This is a genomic window from Pedobacter frigidisoli, assembly GCF_032678525.1.
In the GTDB taxonomy this organism is placed as follows: domain Bacteria; phylum Bacteroidota; class Bacteroidia; order Sphingobacteriales; family Sphingobacteriaceae; genus Pedobacter; species Pedobacter frigidisoli_A.
The window spans coordinates 604954-617342 of sequence record NZ_JAVTSE010000004.1; the positions used below are offsets into that span (position 1 = coordinate 604954).

Genomic DNA, 12389 nt, shown 5'->3' on the forward strand with positions numbered 1-12389 from the left:
CCTGTATCTTTCCCCGAACAAACTTTCTAATGAAATCTTTAACTAACCAAATAATGTGCGTGGTGATGCTTTGCCTTGCTTCATCATGCAAAAAAGGAACTGACACTTCTCCTTCAGAAGCTTCCGCAACCCTAAAAATCGAAGCATCTACTACAACAAACATTAACAATGATGCCCTTTTAAAACTGGTGAATGATACCAGACTGGCAGGCTGTACATGCGGTACAACCACGATGCCTCCTGTAGGCACTGTAACGTGGAATGCTAATTTAGCTTCAGCTGCGGTTTATCAAAGTAACTACATGGCATCTATCAAACAATTGGTGCATACTTCGGCTAAGGGCGAAACTGTTGGCGACAGGGCAAAAGCAGCAGGTTACATCTGGCTCACCGTTGGGGAAAACCTTGCTGAAGGACAAACAACAGAAGCGCAGGTTTTTATCGATTGGATTAAAAGTGAAAGCCATTGCAAAAACATCATGAATGCATCCTTTAAAGACATGGGCGCCGCAAAGTCAGGGGTGTACTGGGTGCAGGTTTTTGGAGCAAGATAAATTCAAAACTTCATGTGTAAGGAATTGATTAACCTGCTGACGTTTTGCAGAGATTAAAATAAACTCATCTGGCTACCCGGAACTTTAAAAAGTGTATGGTCTAATATGATATCGTTTTTGTTTAATCCATTTAACCGGCAATGGAGCCTGAAATTGTCCCGGATCATTTTAGCAACATTTCCATCTCCCCGCATTCGGTCGCCAAATCTGCTATCGTTTACATTCCCACCATGACAGCTCTGGATCATATGCCACACCTTATCAAACCGGTCGGGGAAATTTTTACGGAGCCAGTCTTCAAATATTTGCCCGATCGCGCCGTTTAATCTGACTACGGTATAACCAGCTTTGATTGCGCCTGCAGCGGCTACTGCTTTGAGTATAGCTGGAATTTCGTGATCGCTAAGTCCGGGGATGAGCGGGGCAACCATTACGCCCATCGGAATCCCGGCTTTACTCATTTCCTCAACTACTTTGAGCCGTTGTTTTGCGGTGGTGGTACGCGGTTCCATCACCTGCCTTAAATCTTCATTTAAACTATTAATGGAAACATAAACCATACACAGGTTAAGTTTGGCCATCTCCTGCAGGATATCGCGGTCGCGCAGAATAAGCGAATTTTTGGTAATCATACCTATGGGTTGCTTAAATTCAAGCGCTATTTCCAAAAGTTGTCTCGTCAGTTTGAATTGTCTTTCTGCAGGCTGATAACAATCAGTATTACCTGATAACGAAATTGTGGTAGCATCCCAACCTTTTTTCTCCAGGAACGCTTTGAAAAGAGCAGGGGCATCTTTTTTAACGATAATTTTTCGCTCAAATTCCAAACCTGCACTGTAGCCCCAGTACTGATGAGAGTTTCGTGCGTAACAATAGGTACAGCCATGTTCGCAGCCCTGATACGGGTTCAGAGAATAAGCCATGCCAACATCCGGGCTATCCACTTTGTTAACGATGGTTTTTGAGTTTTCAAAAAGGAAGGTTGTTTTGCGATCACTTTCTTCCCAATCGTCAATTCCTTCATCGTATTCCTTAACATAAACATCTTTTAAAAATCTGTTATGCGGATTTACTTGAGCGCCTCTTCCCCTGAAATATTGTTTTTCTTCGCCACCAATCATGATCTAAAATTACTAATAAATTTAGTAATTTGATTGGGTAGGTGAGGCTACTTTTCAACAATTTGCTATAAAATAATTTGATCAGTTCAGCCCATCCATCTTAGATGTTCTTATTTCTTAGGTAGCGGAATGTAATCCATGGGTACCATATCTGCGATTTTTTCATATGCCCAATAGCCCTCATAGAGTAATGAACGCGAATCATAAATACCGCCATTTTCGTAGAACCGAACAGGACCTTCGGTTAAATTGGCAACAGAAATTTCATTTTCGGGTACATCTAAAGGTCTGAAAATCCAGAAACCTGTTTTAGAATAAGCAAGGGATTCTTTCTCTTTGGTATATTGAATCAGCAAGCCGTCGGTATAGTTTAGATACCTTAGGTTCTGATTGAAATAATGCACCAATGTATCGGTAAGCACATCAGCCCTTGAGAATTTGTCGATAGTTTTCGGCATTTCTTTTTGCTTGGTCCAGAAAGCCAGTAAAGCAGTATCTATCTTTCCTTTGTTCTGCCTGATTCCTGTTTTTTCGGCAACGGCTTTAATCTTTTCAAGATTACCGTTGATCAGGTATTCAGGATACCGGTTTGGGTTTGGTATTTTTACCATTTTGTTGATGATAAATCCTTCTTCCTGGCTTCTACCTGCATACAATGACCTGAAAAAGTGTTGTGATGAGCCATAGTAAGCAATCTCGCGTGCGGCGATATATTTCCTTTTTTTGGCGGCAGATGCTTTTAACTCTTCAAAAAACGGATGACCTGAATAATAAATAATATGTGTTCTGGAGTTGTATTCGAAATGATCGAGCATATATTTTAAGCGATAACCCAGGGCTTTGTTTTCCACGACCAGAAATTCAGTGGTAGAAACAGTGAGTGTACTTTTGGTAATGTCAAAATCTACGTTCAAGACCTGTGGATTTAAAATTCTACACTGCGTTGCATTCGGAGTTTTTCCGATGAAAAATTCCTTAAACTGGTTAATATATTTCTGACGATTGGGATCTGCCCGGACGGTAACCTCATCCAGCTGGGCAACATTTTCTTTCAATACCAGGTCAACCTCTACTGATTTATCCGCTATAATAACACTTTTAGAATAGGGGAGGTATCCAACAATCTGTACAAGTAAATCGTAGCTTCCGGGTTTTAGATTAGTGAGCTTAAACCTCCCATTGTTGTCAGCTACTGTGGCAACTTTGTATCCACTCAGGTATATGCTTGCTCCAGGCAAACCATCCTTTTTATCTCTGACAATTCCACTGATGGAGAACGTATTTTGTGCAAGTGCATTAGCGCCTGAAATGAAGAAAAACAGGGCGACTAAAAGGCGTTTATACATACTGACGAATGTAGCCAAAAGGCGTAATATTTATTAAAATCTTTGAATATATTTAACAATTTTAACATTTTAAGGCTTATTTTGCTGTCGGAATATAATCCATTGGAACGCTGTCTGCTATCTTTTCCCAGGCCCAGTAGCCTTCATAAAGCATTGCACGGGGGTTGTAAACACTACCATTTTTATAGAAATATGCCGGTGGGGATGTCATGTTGATCAAAGAGATTTGCGTATTGTTCAATTCAGAAGGCCTGTTCACTGGCATGCCAATACGGGCTTTAAAACTTGAGCTTTCGCGCTCTTTGGTGTAGATCACATAAAGTACATTTGTGAAATCTATCTTTTTGATTTGATCATTATAACGGTGAACTAATGTGTCTGTTAAAATTTCCGCTCTGTTTAATGCGGCAAAGCCTTTCGACTGTTTGGGTTTGGATATAGTAACCGCAGTATTTGTAGTTTTCGGTGAACCAAACTGGTGTGTGCCTGGCAGGGTAAGCAGAGGTGAAGTAAAACCACCAACCTGTGCCTGGATAATGCTATCTGCAAGATTTTCCTGAACCTGATTTCTGATCAGTTTATTGATGATAAACCCTTCTTCTTTTATTGAGTTGTTAAATAAGGCACTAAAAAAATGTTGTGACGAGCCATTATAGGCTTCTGATCTTTTAATCGCCCATTTTTTCTTCTGGTTGTCTGTGCCCGGAAGGTCTTCATAATTAGGATAACCTTCGTAATAAACAATTCTGGTTTTGTAATCGTATTGAAATTCTTTAATGAGATATTTGATTTTGTATCCTAACGCTTTGTTCTCTATGATCAGAAATTCATCAGACTGCACGGTTAATGTTCTTTTCTCCCCATCGTAATCAAAACGAAGGACTTCGCTGTTAAGCATTTTACACTTCTGAGCATTTTCAGTTAAGCCGATAAAATATGTTTTAAAGGTATTAAGATAATGTAAGCGGTTGGGATCAGGTTTTATGGTTACATCCGACAATTGTGTTTCACTTTCTTCTAAAGTGAAATTGAGGTTTACAGGTTGATCGTTGATCACTACATTTTTGTTAGTGGCCTTAAAACCAATTAACTGTACCAGGATATTATAGTTTCCAGCTTTTAATTTAAGTGCATATCTACCTTTATCATCAGTCGATGTAGCAATTTTGTAGTCGCTTACGTATACACCCGTTCCTGGAAGTGGTTCGCCATTTTTGTCTTTAATGGTTCCACTTAAGGTAATGGTTTGCTGAGCTTGTACTGCGTAGCAGGCGAGGAGAAGAATAAAGAAAAGTAAAGACTTCATTCCTTAAAAATAACTAAATAATTAGTTTTATGAAAAAAATATTTAGCTTAATAATTCTTTTGCATTTTCTATTGCCGAAGCACCAGGATTTCTTCCGCTCAACATCTCTGCAATAACGGCCACGCGTTCTTCCTGTTTCAGTTTACGGATACCGGTGGTTGTTTTACCTCCAGACTCGTTCTTGTGCACGAAGTAATGAGATTCTCCTTTAGCAGCAATCTGTGGCAGGTGAGTAATTGAAATTACCTGCATATTTTCTCCGAGAGCCGATATCACTTCCCCAACCTTCAGCGCCGTTTCCCCTGAAATACCCGTGTCAATTTCATCAAAAATAATGGTTGGGAGCGAAGTATGTTTAGCCAGCAATGCTTTGATCGCCAGCATCAGGCGGGAAAGTTCACCTCCTGAAGCGACTTTATTTACAGGCGCAGGGCGCTGCCCTGCATTTGCCGTAAATAATAAAGTAATTTCATCCAAACCATCTTTGCCCAACTCGTCGAGGGGCTTTTGTTCCAGCACCAAACGGGCACTGGCCATACCGACATTTTGAAGGGTTTTACTGGTTTCTTCCTCCACAAGTTTTATGGCTTTTTTGCGGTTTTGAGTTAATTGGTTGGCTTGCTTAGTAAGCGTTGTTTTAAGCGCTTCAATTTCTTTTTGCAGTTTTTCAATGTTTTCATCTGATGAAAGCAATTGATTCAGGTTTTGTTCAAGCTGATGCTGTAATGCCAGTAATTCGTCATTACTGCTTACGCGGTGCTTTTGCTGCAGAGAATAAAAAAGATCTAAACGCTGGTTAATGGTTTCTAACCGCTCGGCGCTATGGAGTGTATTTTCCTCGATAACTGAAACCTCATCGGCAATATCCTTAATTTCAATAATGCATGATTTAAGACGCTCATACAGGGTGTTGATTGTCGGATCGAATCTCTCCACACCCTGCAGTTGTAGCTGGGCCTCTTTCAGCATTTGCAAACCGGACGGCTCGCTTTCAGTTATAAGACCTGCAGTGGTAAGTAACGCCCTTTTTATGGTTTCTGCATGGGTAAGTTTTTCAAGTTCAACTTCCAGCTCTTCCTGTTCACCGGTTTTCAGTCGCGCCTGCTCCAGCTCGTTGTACAAAAACTGTTCGTAGTCTTGCTTGCTTCTGGCCTCATCCGCATCGCTTATCAGTGTTTTTAAGCGAGTGCGTTCTTGTCTGAGCATTCTAAAACCCGAACGATAATCGCCGAGCAAAGTATTGTGGCTGGACAGTGCATCTACAATAAGCAATTGAAAAGATGCATCATTAATTTCCTGCGTGGCGTGCTGGGAATGGATGTCGATCAGCTTTTCGCCAATTTGTTTTAACGTAGTTAAGTTTACCGGACTATCATTTATAAAAGCCCTTGATTTTCCATCTATTGAGATCTCCCTGCGAAGTATACTCTCCCGCTCAAAATCCAGGTCGTACTCCTCAAATATTTCTTTTAAGTTTTCATCGGCGAGGACAAAATTTCCTTCAATAACACATTTTTTATCTTGGTTAAAGAAATATTTGCTTTCCGCCCGCTGCCCTAAAATGAGTGATAATGCACCGAGTATAATGGATTTTCCAGCACCCGTTTCTCCGGTGATAATATTCAATCCTCTATCAAATTCGATATCAAGGCTATCGATTAGTGCGTAATTACGAATAGAAAGTTTTTGTAGCATACTTGGTTACGAAAATACTAAAAGTTATTCCAACAGCCAGTATAAAACAAAAACAGCAGAGAAATTTCTCCGCTGTTTGAGCTGTTTGGTTTGATTAATTTTTAGACTTTTCTTTTTGTTCTGACTTTTCCATTTTGACTTTAAGCTCTTTTACTTCCTTATCGAATTTTTCTTTGAGCTTTTTATACTCTTCAGAATTTTTAAGCTTGAGGGATTCGCCGTTCAGGAATATAACATTGTCATTGTTTGAATCAAAAGTGTAGACATCTCGTCCGCTGTTAAAAGCAGTATCGAGCTTTAGCCGTCTGAGGTCCTTCAGCTTAGCGTAATTTTCATTCGTATAAAGCCTAACCTTTGTATCTCCTTTTAAATTTTCCACTGTAGGCAAGGCAGCAACGAGCTCACCAATTTTTTCAAATTTTGCAATAGCTTCTGGTGATGAATACTGTTTTGCAACATCTTCACCAAACTTCTGCCATTTAGCCTGTGCTTCAGGCGAGTTGTATTCTTTAGCGATATCTTCACCAAATTTCTTCCATTTTGCCTGTGCTTCGGGTGAAGAATATTCCTTTGCCACATCTTCACCGAACTTTTTCCATTTCGCTTGTTCTTCTGGCGAATTATACTTTTTTGCTAAGTCTTCGCCAAATTTTTTCCATTTAGCCTGGGCCTCGGGAGAATTGAACTGTTTATATATTTTAGCATGGAAAACCGAATCACGGAATTTGAAACCAGAATCAGAAGTGATGCGGAAGACATTCCGACCTGAAAATAATTCATTCGCATCAAGATCCTTTTTGATGCTATCCGGAATTTCTTTCATAGAGTTGTATTCTGTTCTGTTCCCATTTTTATCTATGGTGACTATTTTTAATTTGCGTTTTTTAGTAGTATCCTGGAATATGATGGTTTGTAAATCATTCGATTTATTATTAGAACTTATCACCTGTTCAACCATAGACTTTTTATTATCCTTGGTTTTCTCTGCGGGATTAATCCATGCAATCGAGAAAATACAGGCTATTCCCAGGGTAAGGGCAGCCATTTGTTGTTTTGCATTTAAATAATTCGTTTTCATATTGGTTATCCTTTTAATGCGTTGATATAAATTTTGTGTTTTCCCTGTTGCAGCCATTGCGTATGCAGGGCTCGATTTATCTTTAAGAAGTTCCAGCTTGAGCAGCGCATGTGCATAGTTCAGTGGTTTGCCGGTAATTTTCAGTACCAGATCATCGCAGGCATGTTCGCGTTCGATGTGGATAAACCTGCCGGCCATCCATACAAATGGATTGTAGAAAAGTAGTGTTTCAATAGCGGTTTTAATCAGATTTAACAGAAAATCATTTCTTCTGATATGAGAAAGTTCGTGGATGAGTATCGCTTCTACCTGATCCTTATCCAATTGATTGACCAAGGCAACAGGAAACAATACCACCGGCTTCAGGTAGCCAATTACCAATGGAACATTTACTAAAGCTGACAGGTTAAACCGGATTTGTTTTTTAATGTTCAGCTGCGCGGTTACATGTGCAAAAATGTTCTTCCATTCGTCGGGAATAATACTCAGGCTGTCTTTCTTTAATTTCGAAAGCTGTTTATAACCTTTTGCAATTACGAAAAGCTGTAATAAAATGCCAAGGATATAAAAGGCGACAACTACCGGAAAGTATTGCTCTGCCCTGCTGGCGAAACTAGGAGGGAGGTTATTGAAATACTGGTACGCCTGAATTTGATCTGTGCTAAGCCCGTGAGACTGCTTAGGTGCGGTAATCATAATTTGCTGAAAAAAATTATAGGCAAAACCTGCAAACATGAAGATAATTGAACCAAAAGCGAGGTTGTGCTTGTGTTTGGCAGCTAGCTTAGGCAGGCTAAGCATGATAATGAATAGGATACCATAAATGATGGCGCTTTGCCAGAGGGAGTTTAATATACTCCAACCAAATGCTTTAACAAACTGTTGTACTAAAGTTTCCATAATGGTGATTTTTGGGTTCTTCGACTTATTTCAGGCTATCTAAATATTTTTTAATTTCATCAATTTCATCCGCACTTGCACTGTGATTACCTAGTGCCTGCATCACAAGCCTTGCAGCTGAACCATTGAAAACATTATCAATCATTTTATTTACCAGTTGTTTTTCCGTTTTATCCTGGTTTACAATTGCCTTATAAATGTGTGTTTTCTGATTGGTATCTCTTTCTACCATGCCTTTCTCGTGCATGATTTGCATCAGTTTTAAAGTGGTGGTATATCCGGCATCTTTTTTATTCAGCGCTTCATGAACTTCCCTCACAGTTGCCCGGTCTCTTTGCCAAAGCACCTGCAGGATTTCCATTTCGCCTTCTGTAGGTTTGATGTTACTGGCTGTCATATTGTTACACGTTGTACGAATTATTTCGTAATCAAATGTACGAAGATATTCGTATAAACAAAATATTTTAGAAAAAAATTATTGATGTTCAGTTTTTTTGCTCCAATGGAGCTCAGGAACATGGATTAGCCTCTGCATCAGGCCAAGAAATCTATTGATTATTGTTTTAGTCCCTCGTATTTCCCGATATTTGCAGGATCAATTTCGGCCAGCATATTGTAAGCTTTGATTCTTTCCTGCGTATTCAGTTTAGACAGGACATTGGTTACTTCTTCGGCTTTTGATGCGAAGTAGACATTTGGAAAAATAGAGCCCAGCTTTTGTTTATCCATTTCCTGTAACGCAGGCAATGCTGCTACTATTTGCGTAAGGCCCTTGTCATTATCGGTTAATTGATCCAGGCCATTAAGGTGGTAGCTGTAAATGAAATTCCTTAACTCTTTGAAAACCGGATTTAAAACATTTTCATTGAACCAGAAACGATTTCTAAGTCCGTCGGCTGCTTTCCAGCCGGTATTTCCCGAAGCCTGAGCGAGGTTAATGATATTCTGTGCTTTTTTGAAGTAGGTTGTTCCTCCCATACGGGCGAAGCTGTCTTTATCCAATCCAATAATAGTATAAGCATAGTAGGTGAGCAAGGCACTGATATTGGAAATGTAGTTCTGGTCTGAAAAATCTATAGTAGAGCCATCATTAAAACTGAAGTCGAAGTTTTTATCGCTCATATTCAACAAAGTGCTGTTATAGGTACTATTAAAAACAGGTCGGCTACTCTGAATCTGTGCTTCAGCGGTATACCCTGATCCGCCATCCCATGAATTGATGGTAATAATAAAACTGCAATCTATACGTTCATTGGGTCTGTAGTTTTCATTACTGAACTTGTTATTGTTTAAAAAATCACGGATTGTTTTTTGCAATGCCTCTAAACCAGGTTTGCTAATGTTGGAAACCTGAGGTGCCAGAACTGTAACCCGGGCATTAAGCTCCTGGGCATGTATTTTGCCGGTAACCAACAATAATAATATCCAAACGATTTTCTTTATCATCTTACAATTTTAAGATAGCCTCACAAATGTCTTTAGCAACAGCAACTTTCGATTTTGTTTCAAAGGTGGTACGTTGCAATGCTTTGTTAAAAATAGTAATTTTATTGGTATCAGATTTAAAACCTGCTCCTTTATCGTTTAAAGAGTTGAGTACTACAAGATCGAGATTTTTCTTTTCCAGCTTTCCCTTGGCATAGTTTTCTTCATCGTTCGTTTCAAGCGCGAAGCCAACCAGGATCTGCCCGGGTTTCTTTACTTTTCCGAGTGAGGCCAGTATATCGGTTGTTTTTTCCAGTTCCAGCACCAGCTCATTTTCCTGTTTTTTAATTTTCTGGGTTGAAACCGTCTTAGGGCGGTAGTCTGCCACGGCTGCACACATGACGGTGATATCTGTTTCAGGAAACAGGGAAGAACAGGCATTCAGCATTTCTTCGGCACTTACCACGTCGACTCTTTTTAAAGACTGTTCAGCCTTTTGGGCGGTTGGACCAGCTATCAAAGTTACTTCTGCGCCCAGCCTTGCCAGTTCATCAGCAAGGGCAAAACCCATTTTACCGGAAGAGTGGTTGCCAATGAAACGCACGGGGTCAATCGCTTCATAGGTGGGGCCTGCTGTTACCATCGCTTTTTTCCCAAACAAGGGAAGCGATTGTTTAATGGCATTGGTTAAGAATGAAACAATTTCTTCAGGTTCGGCCATTCTACCTTCACCATAAAGTCCGCTGGCCAGTTCGCCGCTTGTGGGATAGATGATGGTATTTGCGTAGCTCGTAACCCTGGCAATGTTTTGCTGGGTTGTTTCGTGCTTCCACATATCGAGATCCATTGCCGGAGCTACATAAACAGGGCACTTAGCCGAAAGGTAAACTGCAGTGAGGAGATTATCGCATATTCCGGTCGCCAGTTTTGCCAGTGTGTTTGCGCTGATGGGCGCGATGAGTACAAGATCAGCCCAAAGCCCCAATTCTACATGGTTGCTCCATACCCCGGTTTCTTCTTCGAAGTATTGGGTGTATACCGGGTTTTTAGAAAGCGTAGCAAGGGTAAGTGGCGTAATGAAATTTGCGCCATCAGGGGTTAAAATAACTTTGACGTTTGCACCAGCTTTAACCAAAAGACGAACCAGAAAGGCCGACTTATAGGCTGCAATACTGCCGCAAACGCCTAGGATAATGTTTTTATTGTTGAGCATTGAGCAAGGAGTTTAAAGCATAGTGCAAAGAGCATACTCTAAACGCCCGGCTCCAAACTCCATGCATTGTGCCAATATTATTTTTGTTCTTTAGCAGGATTTCTGTGGTAAACTTTACCATTTAAAAACTCATCCATCGCTACTAAAACAGGTTTAGGCATGCGCTCGTAGTGCTTGCTGATTTCAATTTGCTCACGGTTTTCGAAAATTTCTTCCAAATTATCGTTGCTTGATGCAAATTCTGCTAATTTACCGTGCAACTCCTCTTTAACGTTGTTCGAAATCTGATTTGCTCTTTTAGCAATTACAACTAAAGACTCATAAAGGTTGTCTGTAGTTCTATCTAAATCGTGCACATTTCTGGTAACTGTAGTGTTTGGTACAGCAGGTTTGTTAGTATTCATGTATTACTTGTTTTTAATATTCGTTATTTCTGATTTGTTTGGAGGAGTTGCAGACACAGTGTCTTTAATCTTTCCGGTTCTAATCAGCATTTGTCTGTATTTTTCCTGCTCATTATTATTGAGCGCAATTTCCTGTTTTGTCAAAACAATCCCTGCTTCGGCATCAGCTTTTAATCCTTTAGCATCTTTGGAAAAAGGGCTGTCGGGATATTTGTCAGCAAAAGCAGTATATAAAGAGATCGCTTCGTTAAAGCGGTCTTCCTGGCGGAATAAATAACTGTTTTTAGCATACAGGTATTGTGCCCTGATCATCAGGAAATCCATTTCTTCGGCATATTTAATATCCGGATAGTCTCTTTGTGCGTTTTGAAGTGCAATAACTGCTGCTCTGTAATTGTCTACATTACTCGGGCCTGTTGTTAAGTACATCTTCGCATTTTCAAAAGCCTTGTCTTCCAGTTTTGTTCTCAAATCAGCGATATACTTGCCTGCTGCCGCTGCACGGTCGCTTGTAGGGTATAAGTTGATAAACAATTGAAGCGCGTCAATTGCTTTGTAAGTATTTTCCTGATCCAGTGAGAAAACAGGTGACTCCAGGTAATAGCAGTATGCGGCCATATAACGGGCTTCCTCTGCATTTTTACTTGCCGGATAAGTATCTGCGAAGCTTTTGAACTGATATCTTGCAGTAGTATAATCGCTTAATCTATATAAGGTATAAGAGTAGTAATAGTTTAAATCTTCGGCTTCTGCACGACCTCGGTATTTTTGAGAAAGGTCTTCAAAAAGCACAAGTGCCTTACTGTAATCTCTTTTGTTATACAGACGAAGGGCTTCCTGGTATTTTTTTGCAACGTCGTTACTCGCTCTCAATTTCTCGAAACGACTTTTACAACCCGCAATACCTAAAGCGGCTATAAATACTAAAATAATTAAGTGTTTAACTTTAAACATTCTGCAAAGATAATTAATAATACGATAACATCAATAAAAACAATTCGCCGCTAAGCTATGCAAAGCAATTCACTACCTATATATAGTTAACAATTTTTAACAAAAGCGAATTTGTTTAGTTGTAGGGCTTTTAAGGTAGTATCGGCGAGGTCTACGCAAGTATCTCAACAACATAGTATGGTGTGAATGACCTTAAATTGTCGATAACGGTGCTTTGTAATATCGGCTTATTTTAACATGTGCTACTTGTCCATTCTTTCAATGTTCCAAAATACAAAAACTGATATTATCTATTGCAATTGATCGCTGACCTGCCGGATACCAGGGCGTAGATATCGCTTCATAACTCTGGATATATAAATCACCATTCGTTCATTGTTAATATACATTTTA

General features: G+C 39.8%; 11 protein-coding genes. 1 reads left to right on the plus strand and 10 read right to left on the minus strand.

Features of this window, described 5'->3' with window-relative positions:
• The first annotated feature begins 29 nt into the window (after positions 1–29).
• Positions 30–554 carry a CAP domain-containing protein gene (locus tag R2Q80_RS14515; RefSeq protein ID WP_316800280.1) on the plus strand — a complete coding sequence of 175 codons (525 nt, stop codon included), beginning with the start codon at positions 30–32 and terminating at the stop codon, positions 552–554.
• 53 nt (positions 555–607) lie between these two features.
• Here the strand turns inward: R2Q80_RS14515 and R2Q80_RS14520 are convergent, their stop codons facing one another.
• The 10 genes from R2Q80_RS14520 to R2Q80_RS14565 form a co-directional block, all read right to left on the minus strand.
• Positions 608–1675 (minus strand): PA0069 family radical SAM protein, encoded by a 1068-nt coding sequence (locus R2Q80_RS14520; RefSeq protein WP_316800281.1) that lies wholly within the window; start codon positions 1673–1675, stop codon positions 608–610.
• A gap of 110 nt (positions 1676–1785) precedes the next feature.
• A complete protein-coding gene (locus R2Q80_RS14525; protein WP_316800282.1) occupies positions 1786–3021 on the minus strand; it encodes a carboxypeptidase-like regulatory domain-containing protein in 1236 nt (411 codons plus the stop codon).
• A gap of 76 nt (positions 3022–3097) precedes the next feature.
• The gene (locus R2Q80_RS14530; protein ID WP_316800283.1) at positions 3098–4327 is read right to left on the minus strand and encodes a carboxypeptidase-like regulatory domain-containing protein; all 1230 of its coding nucleotides are present in this window, start codon (positions 4325–4327) and stop codon (positions 3098–3100) included.
• A gap of 42 nt (positions 4328–4369) precedes the next feature.
• Positions 4370–6022 (minus strand): DNA repair protein RecN, encoded by a 1653-nt coding sequence (gene recN, locus R2Q80_RS14535; protein WP_316800284.1) that lies wholly within the window; start codon positions 6020–6022, stop codon positions 4370–4372.
• Between the two features lie 94 nt (positions 6023–6116).
• Complete coding sequence (locus R2Q80_RS14540; protein ID WP_316800285.1) at positions 6117–8000, minus strand: M56 family metallopeptidase; 1884 nt, start codon at positions 7998–8000, stop codon at positions 6117–6119.
• 25 nt (positions 8001–8025) lie between these two features.
• Positions 8026–8397: a BlaI/MecI/CopY family transcriptional regulator gene (locus R2Q80_RS14545; protein ID WP_047798488.1), complete on the minus strand. Its 372-nt coding sequence runs from the start codon at positions 8395–8397 to the stop codon at positions 8026–8028.
• A gap of 158 nt (positions 8398–8555) precedes the next feature.
• Positions 8556–9446 carry a DUF4835 family protein gene (locus R2Q80_RS14550; RefSeq protein ID WP_316800286.1) on the minus strand — a complete coding sequence of 297 codons (891 nt, stop codon included), beginning with the start codon at positions 9444–9446 and terminating at the stop codon, positions 8556–8558.
• A 1-nt stretch (position 9447) separates the two neighbouring features.
• Complete coding sequence (gene coaBC / locus R2Q80_RS14555; protein ID WP_316800287.1) at positions 9448–10638, minus strand: bifunctional phosphopantothenoylcysteine decarboxylase/phosphopantothenate--cysteine ligase CoaBC; 1191 nt, start codon at positions 10636–10638, stop codon at positions 9448–9450.
• Between the two features lie 77 nt (positions 10639–10715).
• Entirely contained in the window at positions 10716–11042 is a 327-nt protein-coding gene (locus R2Q80_RS14560; protein WP_047798485.1) for a DNA-directed RNA polymerase subunit omega, read from the minus strand.
• A gap of 3 nt (positions 11043–11045) precedes the next feature.
• Positions 11046–11996 (minus strand): outer membrane protein assembly factor BamD, encoded by a 951-nt coding sequence (locus tag R2Q80_RS14565; protein WP_316800288.1) that lies wholly within the window; start codon positions 11994–11996, stop codon positions 11046–11048.
• Positions 11997–12389: the final 393 nt, after the last annotated feature.